General features: G+C 71.0%; 23 protein-coding genes and 2 pseudogenes. 15 read left to right on the top strand and 10 right to left on the bottom strand.

All coding sequences use genetic code 11. The annotated features are described in order from the left end of the window. Positions 1 to 190: pseudogene (locus TR46_RS27510) on the bottom strand (cation:proton antiporter); the annotation flags it as partial. A 130-nt stretch (positions 191 to 320) separates the two neighbouring features. Beyond that, positions 321 to 827, bottom strand: coding sequence for a MarR family winged helix-turn-helix transcriptional regulator (locus TR46_RS27515; protein ID WP_042406180.1), 507 nt, complete (start codon positions 825 to 827; stop codon positions 321 to 323). A gap of 131 nt (positions 828 to 958) precedes the next feature. Between TR46_RS27515 and TR46_RS27520 the strand changes: the two genes are divergently transcribed. From TR46_RS27520 to TR46_RS44595, 4 genes and pseudogenes are all read left to right on the top strand, one after another. After that, a complete protein-coding gene (locus tag TR46_RS27520) occupies positions 959 to 1,408 on the top strand; it encodes a nuclear transport factor 2 family protein (RefSeq protein ID WP_042406181.1) in 450 nt (149 codons plus the stop codon). Then, positions 1,405 to 1,899 carry a nitroreductase family deazaflavin-dependent oxidoreductase gene (locus tag TR46_RS27525; protein WP_042406182.1) on the top strand — a complete coding sequence of 165 codons (495 nt, stop codon included), beginning with the start codon at positions 1,405 to 1,407 and terminating at the stop codon, positions 1,897 to 1,899. Before TR46_RS27520 ends, TR46_RS27525 begins: the two co-directional genes overlap by 4 nt. A gap of 52 nt (positions 1,900 to 1,951) precedes the next feature. Continuing rightward, positions 1,952 to 2,662, top strand: a pseudogene (locus tag TR46_RS44590) (copper chaperone PCu(A)C); the annotation flags it as partial. Positions 2,663 to 2,797: 135 nt separating this feature from the next. Further along, on the top strand, positions 2,798 to 3,727 hold the full coding sequence (locus TR46_RS44595) for a cytochrome c oxidase assembly protein (protein ID WP_439654393.1): 930 nt from the start codon (positions 2,798 to 2,800) through the stop codon (positions 3,725 to 3,727). A 36-nt stretch (positions 3,728 to 3,763) separates the two neighbouring features. Here TR46_RS44595 and TR46_RS27535 read toward each other — a convergent pair whose 3' ends face one another. Beyond that, the gene (locus TR46_RS27535) at positions 3,764 to 4,369 is read right to left on the bottom strand and encodes a DUF5134 domain-containing protein (protein WP_236655539.1); all 606 of its coding nucleotides are present in this window, start codon (positions 4,367 to 4,369) and stop codon (positions 3,764 to 3,766) included. Between the two features lie 327 nt (positions 4,370 to 4,696). Here TR46_RS27535 and TR46_RS42585 point away from each other — a divergent pair, with 327 nt between their 5' ends. The 3 genes from TR46_RS42585 (at position 4,697) to TR46_RS27550 (ending at position 6,983) form a co-directional block, all read left to right on the top strand. After that, positions 4,697 to 5,362, top strand: coding sequence for a hypothetical protein (locus TR46_RS42585; protein WP_042406184.1), 666 nt, complete (start codon positions 4,697 to 4,699; stop codon positions 5,360 to 5,362). 125 nt (positions 5,363 to 5,487) lie between these two features. Further along, positions 5,488 to 6,300 (top strand): DsbA family protein, encoded by an 813-nt coding sequence (locus TR46_RS42590; protein WP_042406186.1) that lies wholly within the window; start codon positions 5,488 to 5,490, stop codon positions 6,298 to 6,300. Positions 6,301 to 6,311: 11 nt separating this feature from the next. After that, positions 6,312 to 6,983, top strand: coding sequence for a vitamin K epoxide reductase family protein (locus tag TR46_RS27550; RefSeq protein ID WP_042406188.1), 672 nt, complete (start codon positions 6,312 to 6,314; stop codon positions 6,981 to 6,983). A gap of 271 nt (positions 6,984 to 7,254) precedes the next feature. Here the strand turns inward: TR46_RS27550 and TR46_RS27555 are convergent, their stop codons facing one another. The 7 genes from TR46_RS27555 to TR46_RS27585 all read right to left on the bottom strand — a co-directional run bounded on the left by TR46_RS27555 (position 7,255) and on the right by TR46_RS27585 (position 14,105). Next, positions 7,255 to 7,608: a hypothetical protein gene (locus TR46_RS27555; protein WP_042406190.1), complete on the bottom strand. Its 354-nt coding sequence runs from the start codon at positions 7,606 to 7,608 to the stop codon at positions 7,255 to 7,257. Positions 7,609 to 7,683: 75 nt separating this feature from the next. Continuing rightward, positions 7,684 to 8,271 carry a polysaccharide deacetylase family protein gene (locus tag TR46_RS44600; protein ID WP_236655540.1) on the bottom strand — a complete coding sequence of 196 codons (588 nt, stop codon included), beginning with the start codon at positions 8,269 to 8,271 and terminating at the stop codon, positions 7,684 to 7,686. A gap of 547 nt (positions 8,272 to 8,818) precedes the next feature. Beyond that, positions 8,819 to 10,006: an alpha/beta hydrolase gene (locus TR46_RS27565; RefSeq protein ID WP_042406192.1), complete on the bottom strand. Its 1,188-nt coding sequence runs from the start codon at positions 10,004 to 10,006 to the stop codon at positions 8,819 to 8,821. Between the two features lie 39 nt (positions 10,007 to 10,045). Further along, a complete protein-coding gene (locus tag TR46_RS27570) occupies positions 10,046 to 11,053 on the bottom strand; it encodes an alpha/beta hydrolase (RefSeq protein WP_042406196.1) in 1,008 nt (335 codons plus the stop codon). A gap of 734 nt (positions 11,054 to 11,787) precedes the next feature. Further along, positions 11,788 to 12,117: a helix-turn-helix transcriptional regulator gene (locus TR46_RS27575; RefSeq protein ID WP_042406197.1), complete on the bottom strand. Its 330-nt coding sequence runs from the start codon at positions 12,115 to 12,117 to the stop codon at positions 11,788 to 11,790. Positions 12,118 to 12,231: 114 nt separating this feature from the next. Then, positions 12,232 to 13,380, bottom strand: a complete 1,149-nt coding sequence (gene pstS, locus TR46_RS27580) for a phosphate ABC transporter substrate-binding protein PstS (protein WP_042406199.1) — start codon at positions 13,378 to 13,380, stop codon at positions 12,232 to 12,234. A gap of 200 nt (positions 13,381 to 13,580) precedes the next feature. Continuing rightward, positions 13,581 to 14,105, bottom strand: coding sequence for a MarR family winged helix-turn-helix transcriptional regulator (locus TR46_RS27585; RefSeq protein WP_042406201.1), 525 nt, complete (start codon positions 14,103 to 14,105; stop codon positions 13,581 to 13,583). A 152-nt stretch (positions 14,106 to 14,257) separates the two neighbouring features. Here TR46_RS27585 and lgt point away from each other — a divergent pair, with 152 nt between their 5' ends. The 8 genes from lgt (at position 14,258) to TR46_RS27620 (ending at position 23,872) form a co-directional block, all read left to right on the top strand. Continuing rightward, positions 14,258 to 15,112 (top strand): prolipoprotein diacylglyceryl transferase, encoded by an 855-nt coding sequence (gene lgt / locus TR46_RS27590; RefSeq protein WP_042406204.1) that lies wholly within the window; start codon positions 14,258 to 14,260, stop codon positions 15,110 to 15,112. Then, positions 15,109 to 15,930 (top strand): phosphatase PAP2 family protein, encoded by an 822-nt coding sequence (locus TR46_RS27595; RefSeq protein ID WP_042406205.1) that lies wholly within the window; start codon positions 15,109 to 15,111, stop codon positions 15,928 to 15,930. The genes lgt and TR46_RS27595 overlap by 4 nt, the downstream gene beginning before the upstream one ends. A gap of 187 nt (positions 15,931 to 16,117) precedes the next feature. Beyond that, complete coding sequence (locus TR46_RS27600; RefSeq protein ID WP_269084280.1) at positions 16,118 to 17,566, top strand: MFS transporter; 1,449 nt, start codon at positions 16,118 to 16,120, stop codon at positions 17,564 to 17,566. Between the two features lie 253 nt (positions 17,567 to 17,819). Beyond that, complete coding sequence (locus tag TR46_RS42595; protein ID WP_161790208.1) at positions 17,820 to 17,978, top strand: hypothetical protein; 159 nt, start codon at positions 17,820 to 17,822, stop codon at positions 17,976 to 17,978. A gap of 150 nt (positions 17,979 to 18,128) precedes the next feature. Next, the gene (locus TR46_RS27605) at positions 18,129 to 19,352 is read left to right on the top strand and encodes a YncE family protein (RefSeq protein WP_236655541.1); all 1,224 of its coding nucleotides are present in this window, start codon (positions 18,129 to 18,131) and stop codon (positions 19,350 to 19,352) included. 375 nt (positions 19,353 to 19,727) lie between these two features. After that, a complete protein-coding gene (locus TR46_RS27610) occupies positions 19,728 to 20,807 on the top strand; it encodes an ABC transporter substrate-binding protein (protein WP_042406208.1) in 1,080 nt (359 codons plus the stop codon). Positions 20,808 to 20,810: 3 nt separating this feature from the next. Then, the gene (locus tag TR46_RS27615; RefSeq protein WP_042406210.1) at positions 20,811 to 22,604 is read left to right on the top strand and encodes an ABC transporter permease; all 1,794 of its coding nucleotides are present in this window, start codon (positions 20,811 to 20,813) and stop codon (positions 22,602 to 22,604) included. Next, positions 22,601 to 23,872, top strand: coding sequence for an ABC transporter ATP-binding protein (locus TR46_RS27620; RefSeq protein ID WP_052433140.1), 1,272 nt, complete (start codon positions 22,601 to 22,603; stop codon positions 23,870 to 23,872). The genes TR46_RS27615 and TR46_RS27620 overlap by 4 nt, the downstream gene beginning before the upstream one ends. The last annotated feature ends 12 nt before the right edge of the window (positions 23,873 to 23,884 follow it).

Below are 23,884 nucleotides of genomic sequence, written 5' to 3' on the forward strand. Positions count from 1 at the left end.
GGGCCAGGTCCGCGGTCGCAGTGACCAGCTCACTGTCCGCGGATACATGGATCAGCCCCAGCGCGCCGTCCCCGACCAGCGCACCGGCCAGCAGGAACAGCAGCGAGGTGGACAGCAAAGTACGTGCGGCGAGACCGGAGACCAGCACAGCCACCAGCAGGGTGGCGCCGAAGACGAGGACGAGAAGCACGGCAGGAGCCCCTACGGGTCGGTTGACGGATCGTCACAGCGATCGCCGACCAGGCTTCCCGGCACACCGGAGAAAACCCTACCGCGTTCTTAACCCCCGGGCCCGCAATTGCCGCGCGCCCCGGCGCGTCTCAGCTCCAGCCGGGCAGCGCTTGGCCCGTGTAGGCGGCAGGGTTGATCTGCTCCTCGCCCGCGGCCCGCGCGAACGCCTCCAGTGCCTCGATCATCGCGCCGCGGTGGTCGACCGCCATCGCCGAGACGATCCTGGTGATCTCCGCCTGCCGGCGCTCGGTGACCTGGCGCACCACCTGACGCCCCGCCGCGGTGGCCGCCAGCACCACCAGCCGCCGGTCGCCGGGATCCTGGGTCCGTTCGACCATGCCGGCCGCGGAGAGCCGGTCCACCATTCGCAGCGCCGTGGAGGGGTTGACCGCCAACTGCTCGGCCAGCCCGGACAGGTTCACCGGACCGCCGGTGTCCAGCACCACCAGCATCCGGAACTGAGGCACGGTCAGCGCCTCCTCGATCGCCGCCAGCGAGCGGGCCGAGACGGCGACCAGCACCCGGGACGCGGTGACCACGGCGGCCACCATCTCATTGGCCGCGTCCAGGTCCTGCGGCTGTTGCGAATCGTGCATGACAGCAGTTCTACCCGCTCCAGGCCGCGAAGACGAACCCCTTACCCGCCCCCGCTTCCAACCCCCACTGCAAATATTGCATACTGCAAAGGAAAAGTTGTCGCTCCGCCGCCCGAACAGGAGGCACAACCGTGAAAGCCGCACCCGTCACCGCCCGCCTGCGCGCCGCCCTCAACCAGGCCGACCTGCTGCCGCTGAGCCCGCTCCTGCACCCCGACGTGCACTGGGCCGGCCGCGAAACCGGTCAGGCCGACTGCCGCGGACGCGCCGAAGTCATCACCCGCCTCGCCGCCCTGCACCAGCACGGCGGCCGGGTAGCCGTGGAGGAGACCTTCACCTACCCCGACGCCGTCGTACTCGGCATCAGCCCAAGCCCCCAGGGCCCTCCGCACGGTGATCGGGCGCAGCACCTCTACACCGTCTTCCATCTCAACGGCGGCCTGATCACCCGCATCCGCGGACACCGCGATCGCCACACCGCCCTGGACGCCGCCTACAACGCAAGCATCCACCCCCATCCAGCGTCTGCGCCGGCGGCGGGCACCGCGACCACCGGCGCTCCCAACCGAGGTGCGGCATGACCGCCCGCACGCCCGCACAGCCACCCACCACCGGCTGGCGACGGATGATCGCCCGCGCACCCGTCCAGCTCTACCGCTGGCACCTGGGCCCTCTGCTGGGACGACGGATCTGCCTGCTCACCCACACCGGGCGCACCAGCGGCCTGCCCCGCCAAACCGCACTGGAGGTCACCGGCACCGACCCGGCCACCGGCGCCATCCACCTGGCCTCCGGCTTCGGCCCCGCCTCCCAGTGGTACCGCAACATCCAAAACACCCCCAAGGTCACCGTGCAGTCCGGTCGCCGCCACTGGACCGGCACCGCCCGCCCGATGACCCCGGACGAGTCCGGCCGCGCCATGGCCGCCTACGCCCCGCTCCACCCCCGCACCGCCCGCACCCTCATGCGGATCTGCGGCCTCACCACCGACGGCAGCACCCAGGACTGGTACCGCATCGGCCACGACCACATCCCCTTCGTCGAAATCACCCCCGACCCGCGAACCCAGTAGCACCGACCCGAGCAGATCAGCCGCCGGCCATATGCCGCGTCCGAGAGGTCCCATGTCCACATCCCCGGGCAGCCCGACGCCCCACGCCCTCGCCGCACCCTCCTGCGCGCGCCCCGCAGCCCCGGACGGCCCGCGCGCCCGGGCTCACCGAGGGCGCGCTGCCCACGCCGGCGCTGTACCTGTACGCGGCCGCCGTCGCGAGGGCGGTGCTCACTGGACACCACAACGTCATCGCGGCCTCCTGACCGGTCCGGTGGGCCAGGCGGACACCCGCCTCACGCGCCGCCCAACCCTGCTGACGGCCGGGCTGCTGGCCGTCCTTGTCGCGCTGCTGATCTGCAGCAGTCCGAGCAGCGCCGTGGCCGCGACTTCGTCCGCCGCAGCCACGACCGGCACCCCGGCGCTGGGGCGCGCAACAGCAGGTGACATCACCGTCTCCGGGGCCTTCGTCCCCGCGCCCGCCTCGCCGGACGTGGCGGTGGCGTACTTCACCGTCGCGGACTCGGGCGCTGCGGACACCCTGACCACCGTTTCGTGCACGCAGGCCGGCTCCGCGATTCTGCACCGCACCGTCACCACCGGCGCGGGGGCCCAGGAGATGGTGCCGCTCAAGGGCGGCCTGGCCATACCGGCACACGGCAGCGTCACCCTGGCCCCGGCCGGAGGTGTGCATGTGATGATCGATCAGCCGCGGACGCAGTGGCACGCGGGTGACCAGGTGGCGCTGCAGTTGACCTTCGCCCGCGCCGGCACGGTCCGGCTGAAGGTGCCGGTGCTGCCGGCCACGGCCGCAGCCGCACTGGGGGCCACGCCCTCCTCGCCGCCCTCAGCGATGGCCGGAATGCCCGCCATGGACGGGAACGGCTCCATGTCGGGCACCATGTCCGGGCCGATGTGGATGCCCTCCGCTCGCCCGACCGCGGCCCGCTTGCTGGCCTGGCATCCGCAGCCGGTCCCGGTCGAGCTGTACGTCTGCGTGCTGCTGGCCCTGGGCTACGGCTGGGGCGTGGCGCGGCTGCGCCGGCGCGGCGACCGCTGGCCGATCGGCCGGACCCTGGGCTTCGCCGCCGGGCTGCTCTCCGTCCTGGCGGTGACCTGCACCGGGATCGGCGGGTACGCCATGGAACTGTTCAGCGTGCACATGGTGCAGCACATGGTACTGGCCATGGTCTCCCCGGTCCTGCTCCTGCTCGGCGCCCCGGTCACGCTGGCCCTCCGGGCGCTGCCGGTGGCCAGGCGTGGCCGCACCGGACCGCGCGAACTGCTGGTGCGCCTGCTGCACAGCCGGCTCGCGAAGGTGGTCTGCTCGCCGCTGTTCACGCTGCCGGTCTTCATCGCCAGCCTCTACGGGCTCTACTTCACCGGCATCTTCGACTGGCTGATGGACGGCTGGTGGGGCCACGAGTTCATGCTGGCCCACTTCGTCGCGGTGGGGCTGCTGTTCTTCTGGCCGATCATGGGCGTGGACCCCAGCCCCCGCCGCTCCTCGCACGTGCTGAAGATGCTGGAGCTGTTCATGGGCATGCCGTTCCACGCGTTCTTCGGCATCGCGGTGATGATGTCCAGCGGACTGATCACCACCTACTACGCGCACGTCCCGGCCGGCTGGGGCTCCACCGCACTGGCCGACCAGCACGCCGGCGGCGCGATCGCCTGGGGCTTCAGCGAGATCCCGACCGTGATCGTGCTCCTGGCACTGCTGGCGCAGTGGCGGGCCTTCGAACAGCGGGCCGCGCGCCGCTCGGACCGCCGCGCCGAACGCGACCAGGACGCCGAACTGACGGCATACAACGCACACCTGGCCGCGCTCGCCCGCCGACCAGGTTGAGTCGGGGCTGTCCCGGTCCCGGCCGGCTTGCACAGGTCACATCGCCAACAGCATCACGGCCATGCTCACGGCAAGGACCACATGGCGGGCGTCCGGAAGCGGTCTGGCCCAGACGGACGGAAGGGGCACCGCATGCGCGTGGCGCCCCGAGCCCGCCGCAGCCGGCCCCGCCGGGACGGTCCGCAACAGCCGGGTGCCGCCCAAGACGGCCGAAACGCAGAAGACCAGCGCCAGGGCCAGCGTCAATCCCGGCAGCCCGGCAGGCGGCCCGCCCATACCCGCCATGCCCCGCATCCCCGCCCGCGCCGCGGCCATCGCCACTGCCATGTAGACCATGGCCAGGTACCCCACCCCATGCTCCAGGCAGTGCCGTCGGTGCGCGGTGGGCGCCCACGCGCCACCGAAGGACACGGCCGCCACAGGCAGCAGAACCGCCGGCCACACCGCCTCGGGAACCCTCGCGCCCCAGCCGTACGGCAGCGCCATCACAGCCATGGCCAGGCCCTTGACCACGCCCGAGGCGTCCAGGGTGCGCTCGATCCGGCCCAGGCCGGGAGCGCGCAGACACCGCAGCAGGCAGTACCCACCCGCGCCGGTGCACCACACGACCATCGTCCAGGCCACCAGCGGCGCCAGGTCCACCACACGCCTCCCGTCCGGACGGTCCCCGCCCAAGCCGCCATAACCCACCCGCTATAACGGCAGGTCACTTCCCCAGGCGGCGGTCCGCTGCACCCGCCCCGGGCCGCAAGCAGATGCGTCTACCGGCGCACAGAAGCACACCGGACCGGCACCGCATGCTCCCGGCGGCCCGGGGCGGCACCCTCCAGCCGGCCCGCGCCGGGTACCAGCCGCCCGCGCCCTCCCCGACCCGTGGACTCCTCCCCCTGCCGGTCACCGCTCCCGAGCACGTAAGAACTGCCTTACACGGTGGTCCGCCGTCCGGTGCCGCATGCCATACTCCCGAGCGTGGACGACGGCGGACTGGCAATACGGATACTGCGGGCGGGCGTGTTCAGCGCCCTGCTGGTGGTCCTGTCCGCCACCGCCCACATCCTGCTCACCGGCGCACCGTTGTCCGGCGACGTGGTGGGAACCGCGACCGCGCTCGTCTTTGCCGCAGCGATGCTGCTGGCCGCACGCGAGCGCACCTTCGCGCAGATAACGCTGCTGCTGGTCCCGGTCGAACTGGCCCTCAACGCCTTCTTCAACGTCAGCCAGGAGACCTGTGCACCGGGCACCGGTGCGGCCCCGGCGGGACTGTGGTCGACCGTGGTGTGCGGCGGCGGGACGGTGAGCCCTCAACTGTCCGGTCCGTCGCTGGCCGGCCCGCATTCCGTGGTGCTGGTGACCGCACCGCTGCTGCTGGCCGTGGCCTGCGCCCACCTGCTGCTGTCCGTCCTGGCGGCAGCCTGGCTGCGGCGCGGGGAGAAGGCGCTGTTCGCCGTACTGGCGGCGGCAGCGGCCGTACTGGCAGTGCCGCTGCGTCTGCTGATGCTGGTCGTCCTGCCGGCCCCCGAGCCGCCGACCTGGACGCCCGCCCCGCGCAGCCCCGACCGCCCCGGGCCGCAGGACCTGCTCCTGCGCGGTCTGCGGCGCCGCGGGCCGCCCGCTCCTGCCTTCGTCAACGGCTGACCAGCCGCACGACCGCGCTTCCCGTCACACCCGCGCCAGTTCCACCGCCAGCGTCCCGCTGCGCCGGTGACGTCTGCGCGCGACCATCTCCCCCTTTCTTCAGCGCACCGCAGGAGCGTTCTCCCATGGCCCAGAACAAGAGCCGGCCCACCAATCAGCAGCGCCGCGACGCCGCGCGCGAGCGCATGCGCGCCGAGCGCGAGCGCCAGACCCGACGCGCCTCGCGCCGCAAGGCCGCAGCCATCGGTGCCGCCATCGTGGTGGTCATAGCCGCGGCCGCCGGCATCAGCATCGCCCTGGCCGACCACCACCCGAAGAGCAGCAGCACGGCGCTGGTCCTTCCGGCCCACTCCACCGGCAGCAACGGCACCACCGTCGTCTACGGCAAGGCCACCAGCCCCGAGGTCCTGGACGTGTACGAGGACTTCCGCTGCCCGGTCTGCGACAAGTTCGAGAAGGCCGACGCCGCGATCGTCCAGCAACTGGCCGACAACGGCACCTACGTCATCCACTACCACATGGGCACCTTCCTGGACAGCAACCTCGGCGGCAACGGCTCGCACCGGGCCCTGGCCGCGGCCGGTGCCGCACTCAACGAGAGCACCGCCATGTTCAAGGCCTGGCACGACGAGATCTACGCCAACCAGCCCGCCAGCGAGGACACCGACTCCTTCTCCAGCACCAGCTTCCTGCTGTCCCTGGCCAAGAAGGTCCCCGGCCTGTCCACCCCGGCCTTCGTCAAAGCCGTCCAGGACGGCACCTACCTGCCCTGGGCCAACAAGGTCAGCGACGCCTTCAACGCCAGCGGCGTCACCGGCACCCCCACCTTCAAGCTCAACGGCAAAGCGCTGACGCTCTTCGACAGCACAGGCAACCCGGTCAGCGCCACCCAGTACACCCAGGCCGTCCAGCAGGCCATCGCGGCCACCAAGAAGTGAGACCCCCACAGATGACCACCCAGGACACCCCCACCCCCCACGCCACCGACACCCCCGGTGACGACGACAACGCCGCGCCCCCGTCGCCGCTGCTGTCCCCGGTCGGCACCGGGCTCGCCTACCGCTGGCTGCTCCTGGTCACCGGCATCATCGGGCTGATCGGCTCGATCGAGCTGACCCTGGACGACATCGCCATCCTCAAGAACCCGAACTACGTCCCCAGTTGCAGCATCAACCCGATCATCAGCTGCGGCTCGGTGATCCGCAGCGACCAGGCCCACGTCTTCGGGTTCCCCAACCCGCTGATCGGCCTCGGCGCGTTCTCGGTGGTCATCACCATCGCCGTCGCGGCACTGGCCGGAGCCCGGCTACCCGGCTGGTTCTGGCTCGGCCTACAGGCTGGCACCGTGTTCGGCGTCGGCTTCATCACCTGGCTGCAGTACCAGACCCTGTACGTCATCGGCGCCCTGTGCCCCTACTGCATGGCCGTCTGGGCAGCCGTCATCGCCCTGTTCTGGTACACCCTGCTGCACAACCTGGGACACCGCATCATCCCCGCCCCCGACACGCTACGGCGGGCAGCAGCCTCCTCCTACCACTGGACCGTGCCCTTCCTGTGGTACCTGCTCATCGCCATGCTCATCCTCAACCGCTTCTGGTACTACTGGCGCACCCTGCTCTGAGCCGGTACGCACACACGTCCGGGCGGCCCGCCAACGGCGGGCCCTCGGTGTTGTGCATCGCGTGCGAGGCTTCCGCCAAAGGCGTGTGGGCAACGGTAGAGCCGACCTCGCGTATGAGGCGGCAGGTGGCGCTTTCACCACGATGAACCCCGGCCGGAGTGGGCCGTGCTGACCCCGCGGCGCCTTCTCAAACACTCACACCAGGAACCTGCGACATGTTGCCGCTGAGCGTCAGTCCGCCGCCGGCCCCACCGACATGACCCTCGACTGCTCAGCGTCGCGATTTCACGATGAGCGCCCGCCGTACCTGGTCCGAGGTGGGGAATCCCTGATGCCCGAGCTCGGCGAGGATTTCCGCAGCCGTGGTCCTGGTGGCCCAGAAGTAGAACTCCTTGCCGTCGTGAAGCCTGATGCCCAGGCCCGGGCTGAAGGGTAGCCGCGCATGGCATGGAAAGACCTGCTCGACGGCGGATCGATCGGCAGCACGCAGTGGCACGGCCGCGAAGCGGCCGATCCCGATCCTGAGCGAGAGCCCCTCCTCGTCGAGTGTCAGCGCTCCCAGCGGCCACGTCGCATTGCCGCGGCCGAACATCGTGGGGTAGTTGACCCCACCGACATATCTCATCCCTCGACTCCTTGACATCGATTCTCCGCCGTCAGTCAGAAGTCCCTGCCAGGGGATGGCGGCGGCGTTCGGGCGTTACACGTAGTTGGTGATGTCTGCGACGGTGAAGCCCTGGTCCTGGATGTGGCGGTAGAGGTTGGTCATCATCTGCACCATGGTCTCGCCTTTGAGCTGGGCCGGGCCGCGGAAGTGACACAGGATGATGTCGCCGGGGCGCAGCCTGTGCGCGGCGGTCTGGTACTGCATGTCGTGGATCTCCATCGACTCCCTCCACAGCATCATGCCCTTCAGGTCGGCCTGTTGGACCGCGGCCACCGTCCTCTTGTCGTAGTTGCCGCCCGGGGGCCGGAAGATGTAGGGGGTGGCGCCGTACTCGCGGTGCAGCTTGACCTGCTGACCGGCGATCTCTTCCAACTGCCGTTGGGCCGACAGACTCGGCATGTCCAGGGGATGGGTGAGCGTGTGGTTCTGGATGGACACGTGCCCGGTGGCGTGGAGCTGCTCGAAGTAGCGGTAGTCGTCCTTGATGAGCGTGTCGGCGAGGCTGAGGGTGAGCGGGACCTGGAAGTCCTTGACCATCTGGATGAAGGCCGGATCCTTCTCTATACCATCGTCGATGGTCACGAACACGACCTTGTCGGTGATCGGGATCCGGGAGAACACCAGCGGATGCGTCGAAGTCAGCTTGATCGGTTTGACGGCGGGCGGCGGGCACAGGAGTGAAGGGCCGAAGCCCCGGATAACGTCGACTGATCAACTCGGCGTCGACAGTGTCGACGGTTGCCGTACCGGATCCGGTCGCGGACAGGACCGCTGACGGTGCGCTGCTCGGCCCGCCCGGCTCGGGCGAGGAACCGCCCGCACCATCCGCGCAAGCCGTCGCGAACGTGCCCAAGGAGGCCAGGACGGCAGCGCCGCTCAAGAAGCGCCGACGCGACCAGGGGGGTACACGGGTCTCTGCCACAACGACAGACGATGACACGCCCGCCGGGACCGGTTCAACGGCACTCCCCCGCGCTGCCTGCCTCGTCATCGCCGAGGCAACCGGCAGCCAGGGGTGATGGTGCCGAGGCTGGCGCAAGCCAAGGTGGCGAAGGCGAATCCGAAGCCGATGAACCGAAGTCGTCCTCGCCCTCACCGGCGGTTTCGGCCCGCCGAGACCACAGCGCACTTACCGGAAAGCCGGCCTGCAGAACCGTTCATGGACCGTTCACCGTACAAACCTCGTGTCGGGGCTCGGTGTATCGGGTGGGGTGTGCAGGTGGTGGGCGGTCCAGGGTAGTGCGGTGGGGGTCTCCCGGTTCCAGGTATGGAAGTTGTGGCCTCCGCTGGGAAGGATGAGTGAGGCGACGTCCATGGGGGGCTTCGCCGCGGCGATGAAGGCGAGTGTGGCCCGGTAGTCGGCCTCGCCCTGGCGGCTGGTGGCGACCAGGACCGAGACGCGGGGTGGCGGCAGGTTCCGCAGACGCCACATCAGGTCGTTCTCCTCCCGCAGTCTCTGGCTGCCTGCGAACAGGTTGCCGGTGGTGCTGTCCTGGGCCGCGGTGTAGTAGCCCGAAAGGGAGGCCGCCGCGCTGAACGCCTGCGGATCGCGCACCGCCAGCTTCAGTGCGCAGTAGCCGCCGGTGGAGTCCCCGATCACCGCCCAGCTACGGCCCGAAACGCCGACCCGGTAGTGCGCGGCCATCGCCTGGTGCAGGTCGACGTCGAAGAAGGTCTCGGCCTGCGGGCCGGCGGGCACGTCCTGGCACTCGGTGTCGCGGGGCATGGCCACCGAGGGGCGCATCATCACCAGCACCGTGGGCTGCATGGCGCCGCGCACGATGGCCTGGGCCGCGAGCGTGGGGTACTTCATCCGGGAGATCAAGTTGTGCGCGGTGCCCGGGTAGCCGGTCAGAACCAGAATCACCGGGAACCTGCGGCGGGCTGCGGACGCCTGGAAGTACTGCGGCGGCAGGTAGACGTAAGCCTGCTCGGTCAACCCGGTGCCACTGCCGCGGATGCTCACCCGCTGCACCATGCCGGCCGCCGTATGCGGCCCGGCGCCGGGCAGCATCAGCGGCACCGGCTTGCTGCCCTTCACCTTCACCGGATCCCCGGGATGCACCGGGGCCCGCGCAGGGCCGGACCGGTTGGCGTGCGCCGTGAACACCCCCGCGCCGCCCTGGCCGGTACCCAGCAGGTCATCGAAGGAGCTGTAGAAGCCGCCCCAGTCGTTTGCCGCCAGGCCGATCGCGGCAAGCGCCAGGACCTGGCCCGCCAGCAGGACCAGGGCCCGACCGGCCAGGGCCCGCCAGCCGCGCCCGCCCAACCGCGGCCACAACCACACGGTCCCCGCATAGGCCACCACCGCGCCCAGGGCAACCACAAGCTCCAGCTTCCGGCTGGTCAGTCCCACAAGTCCCCTTCAATGGCAGATGCTGGGGTCAAGGCGCGGTCACGACGAAGGCGTGGGCCCGGCCAGGTGGGCGCTGATCCACTGGATCAGCCCGTGGCCCATCCCCGGAACGTAGGTGTAGGCGTCGTGCTTGCCGCCCTGGATCACGTTCAGCTCGGTATGGACCGGACCCCTGCCGTAGGTGGCGATGAACTGCTTGACGTCCGCGATCGTCGAGGAGTTCTCCCGGGTGCCCACCTGAAAGCCGAGGTAGACGTCCGGACCCTTGCGGGCGATCAGTCGGCCGGCCAGGACCTGCGGGTTGTTCTCCCGCTCCTGTGCCGCATGGCCGTGCCACAACGGGGAGTCCGGGACGATGTCCGGTCCTGAGATCAGGGCGGCCTTGAACCGGTCCGGGTACTTCAGCACGGCCTTCAGGCTCGCGAAGCCGCCACTGGAGGAGCCCATGAAGGCCCAGCCGTCGCGGGATTTCAGAGTGCGGAAGTTCGCCCGCATCAGGTCCGGGACGTCCTCGGTCAGCCAGGTGCCCATCTTGGGCTGGCCGGGGATGTCGCTGCCGTCCCAGTACAGGCCGCCTGCGTCGGTGGCGGGGTTGAGCACCGGCATGGCCAGCAGGAACGGCTTGCTCTTGCCGGCCCGGTACCACTTGGTGATGGACTGCTCCAGCTTGAGACTCGGGTCCATCCAGTAGTTGTACGGATAACCCGGCCCCCCGGGCAGCGCGATCATCACCGGGAAGCCGCTGCGCGCGTACTGCGGGTCAAAGTAGGCCTTCGGCGCCCAGACCCAGACCCTGCCGGTGTACCCGGACTGCTTCCCGTGCAGGGTGACCACACCGATGTGGGTGCCGTCGTCCAACGTATGCGCAACCCGGAACGCCGCCCGCGGCCCGGTCGGCAGCACCGTACCCGCAGACACCGCCCCCGCACCGTCCCCGCTGCGGCCCGCACCCAGCGCCGAACCCGGCTTCGCCGCGGCTGCGGGAACCAAGCCGTAGCTGACCGGGTCGCCCTTCTGGCTGAACGGCGGGATCTCGTAGTGCCGCATCACCGGAACAGCAGCAGCAACCAGTCCGGCTGCACACCCCGCCACCACCGCCCACACCGCTGTCCGCCGCCAACCACGCCACCGCGCACAGCGACCGTCCTGCGGTGGGAGGGACGGCGTCACTTCAACGGGCATCGCACAAACTCCGGCTGACGAATCGACAATCAAGAAGGCTCTGCACGGGACACAGACCTGATCGTCACCCAGGCCATCCGCCACTGCCACTGTGCACATCCGAGCGGGGCAGGACCGCTCCGCGCCGGCCGGACTGCCACGCTACCGCCCGTGCCAGACCGCACCGGCGTGTCGCAGCGCGGTCGGCCCGCGTGTCGCCCACGGGCCGGGGCTTGTGCGCGAGGCGCAGCCACGGGGCACCCCCCGGATCCCGTCCCCGTCCCACGACCGTGATCCGCATGCGGCGTTGGCCTGGACCGGGAGTCGTGCCTGCTGGGGTAGGGCCAGACCGGCCTGCCGATGCCGCTGCCCCGCCGAGCCGCCCGCCAGGTCGCGCAGTACGGGGCCGAGGTCGGCCGCCTCGCGGATCCAGGGGGCGAGCCCGGCCTGCTGGGGCGGCGGCCTTGGTCCGCCGTGGCCGGGTAGCAGCGCTACCGCTACCCGCGCACCGGGATGCGGAAGGTGCTGCCCTCCGGCGGCGCGACCCTGGTTGAGAGAGCATGCGGGACACAAACGTCGCAACGGTCGGCCAACCATGGCAGCCGGCGCGGTCTCGGTTTTCAGGTCACTGTCGTGGAGCTTGACGGTGTGGGCCGGCCGGTGGCGCAGTGGCGGAGCCGGTGCCGCTCCTGCTGGAGGGTGCGTTCGCCGAGGTCGGTGAGGTGGTAGCGGTGCCAGGTGCGGCGGGTGTTGCCGCCCAGCAGGTCACGTTGGATCAGTTCGGTGTGCACCATGCGGTCCAGGACGCTGTAGAAGCGGCCGGAGGGCGGGTGGAGACGTCCTTGGGACAGTGCGGTGACCTGTTCGGCGAGGCGGTCCGCGGTCAGCGGGCCCGGCACCAGGGCGAGGAGCACGAGCAGGGCCGACTCGGGTGCGGGAGTGCCGTTCACGCGATTCCCCCTCGCGATGGTGCGGCTCGACCGGAGCACCTGCCCGGGCGTGGCGGGTGCCAGGTGCAGCTGCCCCGCGCCGCGGTGCCGCGGCGCGGGGCCGGCTGCCTGGGGTCAGGACAGGGTGGCGATGACGGTCTTGAGCTTGTCGGTGATGGCGGAGGGCAGTTGCATGTAGCCGGCGGAGGTGATGGCCTGCTGGCCGGCGTCGCTGGCGGTGTAGGTCAGGAACGCCTTCAGGGCGGGCAGGGTGGCGGGGTTGTTGCCCTTGTCGCAGGCGATCTCGTAGGTGACCAGGGAGATGGGGTAGTCGCCGGGGGTCTTGTCGGCGTAGTCCAGTTGCAGCGCCAGGTTGCTGCCGGTGCCGATGACCTGGGCGTTGGCCAGGGCCTTGGCGGCGGCGTCGGTGGAGACCGCGACCGGGGTGCCGGAGCCGGTGTCGATGGCGGCTGTGGTGATGTTGCCGCTCTTGGCGAACGACAGCTCGAAGTAGGAGATGGCGCCCTTGACGGCCTTGACCTGGGCGGCGAGCCCGGAGGAGCCGGTGGCGCCCTGGCCGCCGGGGGCGGGCCAGGTGGAGTTGGTGCCGTAGGTCCAGCTGGCGGCGGCGGAGGCTTTGAGGTAGGCGGTGAAGTTGGCGCTGGTGCCCGAGCCGTCGGAGCGGTGGAAGGTCTGGATCGCCAGGTCGGGCAGCGACGCGCCGGCGTTGAGGGCCTTGATCGCCGGGTCGTTCCACTTGGTGATCTTGCCAGTGAAGATCTTGGCGAGGAGGTCGGCGTTCAGGACCAGGTTGCTCACGCCCGGCACGTTGTAGCCGATGGCAATGGGGCCGCCGGCCATGGGCAGGTTGATGGCCCGGCCGCCGCCGGTGCACACGCTGCCGGACTTGGCGATCTCATCGGCGGCCATGGCGGCGTCCGAGCCGGCGAAGGCGACCTTGCCGGCCAGGAAGGTGGTGCGGCCGGCCGAGGAGCCGACCCCCTGATAGTTGACGTTCGCGCCGGGGCACTGCTGCTGGAAGTCCTTGGCCCAGATCGTCATGGCGTTCTGCTGGGCCGTGGAGCCCGAGCCCAGGACGGTGCCGCTGCCGCAAGCGCCCGCCGTCGAGGACGCCGCCGCGGTGGCCGCAGCGGTCGCGGCCGTCGAGGCGGCTGCGGTGGGGCTGTTGTTGTCGCTTCCGCAGGCGGTGAGCGTCAGGGCGCCGAGCGCCGCGGCGGCACCGAGGGCGAGGATTCTGGAGCGGCTGCCGAGCTGGGGGTTCACCTGGTGTCCTCATATTCCGGGAAGTCCCTGCGCACAGGGTATATCTGAGTCAGATGTTTTCTGTCGCCGACAGACACGTTAGATTCCCCGAGGGAAACGCCCAGGCTGCCGCGGATGAACGAATGGTGAATCTCACCGGTCCGCGCGATGGCGTGCGAACCCGTCCGGCGGCACTGCCGGGAGAAGGGGGTGATGCGGTGTCAGGAGCTGGGCTCGCGGCCGTGGGCGGCCAGCTCGCCGTGCAGGTGTCGGACCAGGGAGGCCATGGCGGGCAGGGCGGCGCCCAGGGCGCGCCGTTGTTCGGGGTCCAGGGCGTCCAGGGCCGCGCCGATGCGGCGCTCGTGGGCCTGCTGCCAGGAGTCGAGGCGCTCGCGCCCGGCGGTGGTGAGCTGGACCGACGCCTTGCGACGGTCGCCGGCGTCGGTGCCGCGGTCCACCAGTCCTGCGGCGATCAGGCGGCTGATCAGGCCCGAGACGGTGTTCGGGGCCAGTCGCAGCCGCGTCGCGAGTTCGCCTGCGCGCGCGGGCTCGGATTCCGCGAGTGACTGCAGGATCTCCACCTGGGCGATCGGCAGCGTCTCCCAGGGGTAGTCGGTGCGGATCGAGGCCCGCAGCGCCCGGCGCAGTCCGGTGACCGCCTCGGTCAGCAGGCGGGTGTCCAGCGCGGGTTCGGCCGCGCTCGGGCTCGCCGCAACGGCGGGGGTCGGGGTGGTCGGGGCGGCCATGGGATCACCCTAGCGCCGCGTCCACCGGCCCGGGATCCGGTACACGCCTCGCCCGATTACTGCTGTGTGCGACATAATCGTTGGCCGATGTAATGTGGTGCCCCTCGCAGGGCGGGATGTCCGCCGTGCCGGTCGCAAGGGGAGCGCCCCGGATGCAGCTCGCGTACCTGCCCAGCCCCTCGCAGGGCGTATGGCACCTGGGGCCGGTCCCGATCCGCGCGTACGCGCTGTGCATCATCGCGGGCATCGCCGCCGCCCTGTGGCTGACCCGGCGCCGCTGGACCAGGCTCGGCGGCAATCCGGACGACGTCGTGGACATCACCCTGTGGGCGGTGCCCTTCGGCGTCGTCGGCGGCCGGCTCTACCACCTGGCCACCGACCCGGAGCTGTACTTCAAGCCGGGCGAGCAACCGATCCGTGCCCTGTACATCTGGGACGGGGGTCTGGGCATCTGGGGCGCGGTCGCACTCGGGGCGCTCGGCGCCTGGATCGGGTGCCGCCGCCGCGGGGTGCGCCTGTCGGCCTTCGCCGACGCGCTGGCGCCGGGACTGGTGCTGGCCCAGGCCATCGGCCGCTGGGGCAACTACTTCAACCAGGAGCTCTACGGCAAGCCCACCACCCTGCCCTGGGGCCTTCTGATCGACCCCGCGCACCGCCCCGCCACCACACCCGGCCAGGGCGTCTACCAGCCGACCTTCCTGTACGAGTCGCTGTGGGACCTGGGCGTGGTGGTCCTGCTGCTGTGGGCCGACCGGCGCTGGACGCTGCACTCGGGCCGGCTGTTCGCCCTGTACGTCCTCGCCTACACCGCCGGCCGCGCCTGGGTGGAAGCACTGCGCGATGACCACGCCAACCATCTCGCCGGCCTGCGCCTGAACGACTGGACCTCCCTGCTCGTCCTCGCAGCCGCCGCTTCCTACCTGGTCGCCACCCGCCAACGGCCCGCACCCCCTGACCCCCTCGGAACGGGAGCGGTCGCGCCAGACCAGTCCAAGGAGCACGCATGAACACCGCCACCGCGCCGGGGCCGCTGCGCCAACGGGCCGCCCTGCTGCCCCGGCGGCTGCGGCGCACCAGCCGCCCCGCGTGGTGGGCCGAACTGCTGCTGACCGCGATCGGCTACGCGCTCTACTCGGTGATCCGCAACGCCGTCCCCGACCACCGCATCGCAGCCCTGCACCGCGCCCAGCAGATCCTGGACGCCGAGCGCACGCTGCACCTCAGCTTCGAACTGCCCTTGAACCACGCGGTCAACCACATCACCTGGCTGGTGGTGGGCATGGACTACTACTACGCCACCCTGCACTTCATCGTGGTCATCGGCTGCCTGCTGTGGCTGTACTTCCGGCGCCCCGAGGCCTACCGGGCGGCCCGCACCGCCCTGTACTCGGCCACGGCCCTGGGCCTGGTCGGCTTCTACGCCTACGCGCTGGCCCCACCGCGCTTCCTGACCGGCGAGGGCTTCATCGACACCGTCGTGGTCCACCACACCTGGGGCTCGTGGGCCTCGGGGCCGGTCGCCGATGTCTCCAACCAGTACGCCGCCATGCCCTCCATCCACATCGCCTGGTCCACCTGGTGCGCCGTGGTCCTGTACAAGCTCGCCCGAACGCGCCTGGTGCGCTGCGTTGCAGTGGTCTACCCGGTGGCGACCTGCATCGTGATCCTGTCCACCGCCAACCACTTCGAGGTCGATGCTCTGGCCGGACTGCTGACCATCGCTGCCGGCTTCGCCTTCCAGCGCCTGCTCACCGGGGCCCCAGCACTGGACCGGTCGGTGGTGGTCCCATCACGCTGGGGCCGCGGCCGGGCAACGGTCGTCTGAGGAAGCCGATGGCCACAGGGCCTTAACCGGGCCGTCCCCGCTCGTGCCCCCAGCTGCGGCTCCGCCGTGCTGCTGTGGTCCAGCAGGTGCTGTCCGCCGCCGCGACAAATACATCTCCTTCCGACTATGTCTGTTGCAGATATATAATGGGTCTCGTCGAGCCGTCCACCCTCGGGGAGAGGCAACCGTGTCCGTACCCCACCAGCCCCTGCATCGGCCCCACGGCCTGGCCCTGCTCACCTGGGAACGCCCGCGGCCCGACCGCATCCGCAGCCGGCCCTGGGCCTGGCGCCTGGCCGTGGCCACGGTGTGCTTCGGCGCCTTCATGGGCCAACTCGACGCCAGTATCGTCACCTTGACCTACGGCTCACTGCGCACCCAGTTCCACAGCCAATACGCCGCCGTGCAATGGGTCTCCCTGGCCTACATGCTCGCTCTGGTCGCCCTGCTCATCCCCGTCGGCCGACTGTCCGACGCCCACGGCCGCAAACTGCTCTACCTCTACGGCTTCGCCCTGTTCACTGCGGCCTCGGCCGCCTGCGGCCTGGCCCCCACCCTCGGCCTGCTCATCGTCTTCCGCATCCTGCAGGCCGCCGGCGCCGCCATGCTCCAGGCCAACAGCGTCGCCCTGGTCACCACCAGCGCCCCACCGGGAAAAATGCGCACCGCCCTGGGAATGCAGGCAGCCGGCCAGGCCATCGGCCTGGCCCTGGGACCCACCATCGGCGGCGCCCTGGTGGCCACCATCGGCTGGCGCTGGGTCTTCGGCATCAACGTGCCCGTCGGCATCATCGCCCTGATCGCCGGCCACTACCTGCTCCCACGCACCCGCCAGCGCAGCGCCCCCCGACACCCCGACCTGCTCAGCGTGCTGCTCCTGGCCCTGACCACCACCAGCACCCTGCTCGCCCTGTCCGTCCTGTCCGGGCTGGGCCCGCCCGCCTGGACCGCCCCCCTGCTGCTGGCCACCGCCGCAGGCAGCGGCACGGCCTTCGCCCGCCGCCAGACCCGCTGCCCGCGCCCACTGGTCGACCTGGCCCTGCTGCGCACCGACGCGATCGCCCCCGGCCTCCTGGCCGGGATGTGCGGATACCTGGTGCTCTTCGGCCCCCTGGTCCTGGTCCCTCTCGCACTCGCACGCCTAGGCGTCGGAGCACTGCTGTCCGGCATCGTCCTGACCGCGCTGCCGCTCGGGTTCGCGCTGGCGGCAACCCTGGCCGACCGCCTCCTGCCGCGCGCCTGGAGCGACCGCACCCGCAGCCGCGCCGGACTTGCCGGCTGCATAGCAGCCCTCGCCCTGATGGCGCTGCTCCCCTTCCACCCAGCCGTTCTGCCCGCCCCGCTGGCACTACTGGGACTGGCCCTGGGCGTCTTCCTGCCCGCCAACAACACCCAGGTCATGCGGGCCATCCCGGCCGCAGCCTCCGGAGCCGGCGGCGGAATGGTCAACATGACCCGCGGACTGGGCACCGCCCTCGGTGTCGCCACCATCACTCTGAGCCTGCACACCGTCCCGGGAACCACCGGCGTCCGGACCGCAGTCGCCACGCTGCTCGCTTTCGCCACCCTCGCCCTCGCCACGACCGCTTGGAGGCGGGCCGCTGATCGTGGGACTCCAACGGGGCACGCGAGCTGAGCTCGATGCCGTGCCGATGGACGTCGTGTGCACTGTCGTGACCATGTACCTCAGCCTGACTCATCTCCGACAGAGTCAAGCTAAGATCTCAGCCCCGCGCGGGGACGCTCGCTTCCATGCGTCCCCGCAAGACCTGGTTCAAAGTGCTTGCCACGCAAGCGCGAGCGCGCTGTCCTTCTTCCTGGGAGCCGGATGCGGACGCATCACCCGCAGCACGCAGCCCAACCGGATCTCCCTGACCCTGGCCACCGCTATGAACAACAGCAGTGCCGCCGCGGTCCTCGCCTCGACCTGGTTCCCCCGACTGCCCGGCGTGCTGCTGCCCATCCTGTGCTACAGCCTGCTGCAGAAGACCGCAGCCAGCGCCGTGGCCACCCGTGGCCCGGCACCCCGCCAAGCCCCTGCCCGCTGACCGCCGGGCCGAGCGGGCCGTCCATCGGTCGGCGGGCCGAGTCGGCCGCGACGACCGCGCGAGCGGTGTCGCACCGCCTGGCAGCGGACCGAAACCCGTGCCTACGATCGTCGAGCAGGGAGACCTCGAACAGTTGGGAGGAGTGCACCCGTGCGTCGGAACCGCGTGCCGCTGCTGGGCGGCCTCATGCTGGCCACCGGGGCGGTGACCGCCACCCTGGCCGGCCACCCAGGTACGGCAGCGCGCGGCGCGGCGCCACCCGCCCGTCCCCTGGCAACCGCGCAGCGTGGCCCCGGTGCCCTCGGCGCGGGCAGCCAGGACCAGGGCGGGAGCCCGCCGGCTGGCGTCTACGCGGCGACCGGGTCCGGGATGCTCAGTCCCGCCGTCACCGGCGACCCGCAACTGGTGTATGTGCCCAACAGCGGCGAGACGGGGATGCACGGGGTGCACACCTCCCCCAGCAGCGACCGCAACACCGTGACCGTGATCGACCCGCGCACCTTCAAGGTCGTCGGGCACCTTCCGGCTGGAACTCTGCCCCAACACGTCACCCCTTCCTGGGACCTGAGGACCTTGTGGGTGGACGCTAGCGGCAGCAACCAACTGATCCCCGTCGACCCGCGCACCGCCCGCCCGGGCGCACCGGTCCCCGTCGAAGCGCCCTACAACCTCTACTTCACCCCCGACGGCCAGAGCGCACTGGTGATGGCCGAGCGCCTGAACCGCATCGACGTACGCGATCCCCACACCATGGCGCTGCGGCGCTCGGTGCCGGTCCCGTGCGAGGGCATCAACCACGCCGACTTCTCCGCCGATGGCGGCTACTTCATCGCCTCCTGCGAGTTCTCCGGCCAACTGCTCAAGTTCGACAGCCACACCCTGGCCCTGCTGGGAACCCTGGACCTGGGACAGGGCACCGTGCCCCAGGACGTGCGCCTGGGCCCCGACGGGCGAACCTTCTTCATCGCCTCCCTCAACGAGGGAGGACTGATCACCGTCGACGGCGCCACCCTGCACCGCACCGGCACCATCCCCACGGCCGCGGGCGCCCACGGGGTCTACCCCAGCCGCGACGGCAAACTCCTGTACGTCTCCAACCGCGACGCCGGATCAGTCACCGTCGTTGACCCCGCCACCCGCAAGGCCGTCGCCACCTGGCCCATCCCCGGCGGCGGCTCCCCGGACATGGGCTCCGTCAGCGCCGACGGCACCCAACTGTGGCTGTCCGGACGCGACAACGACGAGGTCTACGTCTTCTCCACCACCGACGGGCACCTACTGGCCCGCATCCCGGTCGGAGCCAACCCGCACGGGCTCACGTTCTTCCCCCAACCAGGCCGCTACAGCCTGGGTCACACCGGCAACTACCGCTGACAGGGCAATTCCACGTTGCCGAAGGTGCACGCGTTGGCGGTGTGCCGGGGTGTGGTTGGCCCGGATGGCGGCTGCAGGACAGGCCGACACGGGCAGGCCGGCGGTGCCGGGTCCGGTCCAGATCGTGAAACGGATCGGGGTGTTGCTCGCTTGCAGGGACCGGCACCGTGCAGGCCGCTGTCGGCTCCGCCTCCGCGGCAAGATCGCAGGTCTACACCTACTCGGTCGGGCACCTTTCTGCCCGTGCGCGTGGACGGCCGCCGGTTTCTTTTCGCCGCTCGTTCATGGGGGCGACACATCGATACATCCCTTCCGTTTCAGTTGAAGCTCCACGGTTCTAACCGTCGTTACACTTCAGACGTGATGGAGCTTGGAATGTCGATTCAGACAGCGGTTTCCGCCCACAGACGCGCCGGCACGGCCCTGGCGGCTGCGGTCGCGGTGGCCGGCCTCGCCACCGGCTGCGGCGGCTCGGCCAAGGCATCGACCGGCGGCAGCACCACCGCCTCGTCCGCACCGGTGCCGCTGGTGGTCTACTCGGCGCAGGGCTACGACAAGGCGATGGTCACCGCGTTCCAGAAGGCGACCGGTATCCCCACCAAGCTCGTCGACGACAGCACAGGGCCGCTGCTGGCCCGGGTGCAGGCCGAGCGCGGCAACCCGCAGTGGGGCGTGCTGTGGGTCGACGGCGACGAGGCGTTCGCCTCGATGGACCAGGCCGGGATGCTGGTCAAGGGCTTCGAGCCGAATGTGCGGTTGAACGCCGCCGGGCAGGCCGTCGTGCCCGCCGACAAGAGCTACGTCCCGACCGGGCTCACCGTCACCGCCGCGCTGGTCTATGACGCGAGCAAGACCCCGAATCCGCCCACGAGTTGGCAGGAGCTGCTGACCCCGGCCTGGAAGGGCCAGGTCGGAATGAACGACCCGTCCGTGTCCGGCCCGACCTATCCCTTCGTCGCAGGCATGTTCGCCCAACTGGGCGGTACCAGCCAGGGCGAGGCGTTCTACAGCGGCCTGAAGAGCAACGGTCTGCATGTGTTCCAGACCAACGGTGACACCCTCCACGCGCTGCAGACCGGTCAGATCAAGGTCGCCCTGATCCAGAGCTCCGCCGGGCTCGCCACCGGGACCAAGAACCACAACATCAAGACCGCCTACCTGCCGAAGGTCACCTCACTCCCCAGTGTCATCGGCATCGACGCCAAGGCGTCCGCCAAGGAGCAGTCCGAGGCCGAGCAGTTCGCCTCGTTCGTGCTCAGCGCCCAGGGCCAGCAGGTGATGCTGACCGGGGATCAGAACGGCGACTCGCTCTACTGGCCGATCGTGCAGGGCGTCTCCCCGCAGGCCGCTCTGCCCGCGCTGTCCTCGGTCCCGGCCCAGGCGATCGACCCGAAGACCTGGGGCCCGCAAGAGGGAACCATCAACACCTGGTTCACCGACACGATCGTGCACTGATCCATGACTGACACCACTACCGGCTCCCGGCCGCGCGTCGTCCCGGACACGGCCGGGACGACGGGCGCCGCGCCCGCACGCCCGCTCGGACGGGCCGCGGACCGGCTGCACGGCACGGCGCGGGCACTGCCGTGGATCCTGTTCGCGGCCGTGCTGCTGCTGCCGGTCGTCAGCTTCCTGCTGGTCGCCGTCACCCCGCGGCTGTTCGGACAGGGCGGCGCCTGGTTCACGCTGAGCGCGTTCGGACAGGTGATGTCGGGCTGGACCGCTCGCGCGATGCTGGACACCTGCATGGTCGGGCTGGGTGCGGCCCTGGTCGCCACCGTCGTCGCCACCGCGCTTGCCTGGATCACCGAACGCACCGACCTGGTGGGGCGCGGCCTGTGGAGGCTGCTGCTGTGGGCCCTGCTGCTCGCCCCCTCCTACCTGGAGTCGCTCGGCTGGACCTGGCTGGTGGAACCCCAGGGTGTGCTGTCCCGGCTGCTCGGCCACGACCCGGCCGCCCTGCGCTCGGCCGTCTTCGGCCCGGCCGGAGTGATCTGGGTGCTCGCCTCCCGCGGCGTGCCGTTCGCCTATCTGGCCGTCTCCGCGCTGATCCGGGGCATGGGCCGGGAGTTCGAGGACGCAGCCCGCACCCACGGCGCGAACCGCTTGGCCACCGCACGGCTGCTGCTGCCGATCCTCGCGCCCGGCCTCTGGGCGGGCTTCGCCATCGTCTTCGCCGAGTCCATCAGCGACTACGGAGTGGCCGCGACGCTCGCCACCCAGGCGAACTTCCCACTGGTCACCGGTGCCATGGAGCAGTCGATCTCGACCTTCCCTGCGCAGTTCCCACTGGCCTCGGCCATGGGCTGGCTGCTGCTCGGCCTGGTCGGTCTGGCGCTGCTCGCACAGCGCCGCTCGATGCGCGGACGCAGCTTCACCGTGCTGTCGGGGCGGACCCGGCCGGCCGGCCGTACCCGGCTCTCCGCCCGGGCACAGGCCACCGCGCTCGGCGCCGTCGGCAGCTTCTTCGTACTCGCCCTGGGCATCCCCGCCTTCGGCGCGGCCGCCGCCGCCCTGCTGCCCTCCGCAGGCAAGGTCACCCTCACCGGGCTGACCCTCGCCAACTTCCGCCAGGTGCTGCACAGCGGCGAGCTGCTCTCGGCCCTGGGATTCTCGGCCCGGCTGTCGGTGATCACCGCCAGTGCGGCCCTGGTCCTCGGCGCCTTCGCCGGCCGGGCCCTGGCCCGGCGCGGCAACGGCGCCGCCGGACGGATCCTGGACCTGCTGCTGCTCGCCGCCATCGCGCTGCCCTCGGTCCTGCTCGCCAGCGGCTACATCTTCACCTACAACCTGCCGCTGGCCTCGCACCTCCGGATCGACCTGTACGGCACCAGCACGCTGCTGGTCCTCGGTTACCTGGCGGGCGCCCTTCCCTCGGCGGCACGGCTGCTGTCCGGTTCGCTGGGGCAGGTCAGCGACTCGCTGCTGTGGGCCGCCCGGGTGCACGGCCGCCCGGCCGCGCCCGCCTGGTCAGGCGCAGTGCTGCCGCTCGTCGCCGGCTCACTGGTGTGGACGTGGCTGATCGCCTTCTGCGGAACCCTGCTGGAACTACCGGTCTCGCAACTCCTCGCCCCACCGGGCAGCGAACCCCTGTCCGTCGCCATCACCCGACAGCTCCAGGGCTACAACGTCGGCGCGGGCGCGGCCATGACCGTCCTGGTCGTCGCCGCCGCCCTCGCGTTGATCGCCGTGGCCCTCGGCGTCCTGCGCCTGTTGCTCCCCGCAGCCCACCGCCTGGAGGCCGTGGCATGACCGCCCATCTGCGTGTCGAGAACCTCAGCAAGAGCTTCGGCCCGACCCGCGTCCTCGACCGGGTCACCTTCACCGTCCCGCCGGGGCGCTTCACTGTACTCCTCGGCCCCTCCGGCTCCGGCAAGACCACCCTGCTCCGCTGCCTGGCCGGAATCGAGCGCGCCGACTCCGGCTCCGTCCACCTGGGCGGGTTGACCCTGGCTCAGGATCGCTCCCATCTCGCGCCGGACCGCCGCGACCTGGCAATGGTCTTCCAGGACTACGCGCTGTGGCCGCACATGACCGCAGCCGCCAACGTCGGCTACGCGCTGCGCCGCCGACGCCTGGACCGCGAGCAGTCCCGGCGGCGGGTCGAGCAGGTGCTGACCCGGGTCGGCCTCAGCGACCACGCGGAGCAGTTCCCGCACCAGCTCTCCGGCGGCCAGCAGCAGCGGGTCGCCCTGGCCCGCGCCCTGGTGGCCGAACCCGGGCTGCTGCTGTTCGACGAACCGCTGTCCAACCTGGACGCCGACCTGCGCGAACGGCTGCGAGTGGAAATCGCCACGCTCACCCGCGAGTCCGGCGCGACCGTGGTCTACATCACCCACGACCAGGCCGAGGCATTTGCGCTGGCCGACGAGATCGGGGTACTGGAGGGCGGCCGACTGGTCCAACTCGGTTCCCCCGAGGACGTCTACCACCGCCCTGCCTCGCCGTTCGTGGCCCGGTTCACCGGCTTGGCCGGTGAATTGGAGGGAAGCACCGGCTTGGCCGGTGAATTGGAGGGAAGCACCGGCTTGGCCGGTGAGTTGGGGGGATCGCCGGCGGGGCCTCCCATTGACGCCGTCGGCGCCGTCACCGTGCGCACTGCCGCCGGACCGGTCACCGCGATGACCGGCGGCGCAGTCCCCGCAGCGGGCGGCCGGGTCCGGGTACTGATCCGCCCCGCCGCCGTCACCCTGGCCCCTGACACCGGATCCGAGCCGGCTGGCGCCCGGACCCTCACCGGCACCGTGGTGGACACCGCCTACCGGGGCCGCGGCTACGACCATGTGGTCCAACTGCCCGGCGGCGTACGGCTCACCGGAATCTTCGACCGCAGTGCGCACTCGCGCGGCGCCATCGTCCGGCTGCTGCTGGATCCCGAAGGCTGCTTCGCCTTCCCCGACCCGGGCCCGGTCCGGCGGCAGGGCTCGGAAGCCGGAACTGCCCCGGCTTCCGCCTCCACCGAGACTCCCGCCACCCATACGGCGGACCCTGAACCCATCCGCACCACCCTGGAGGTCTGATGACCACCCCAC

The organism is Streptacidiphilus carbonis, assembly GCF_000787775.1.
Lineage (GTDB): Bacteria > Actinomycetota > Actinomycetes > Streptomycetales > Streptomycetaceae > Streptacidiphilus > Streptacidiphilus carbonis.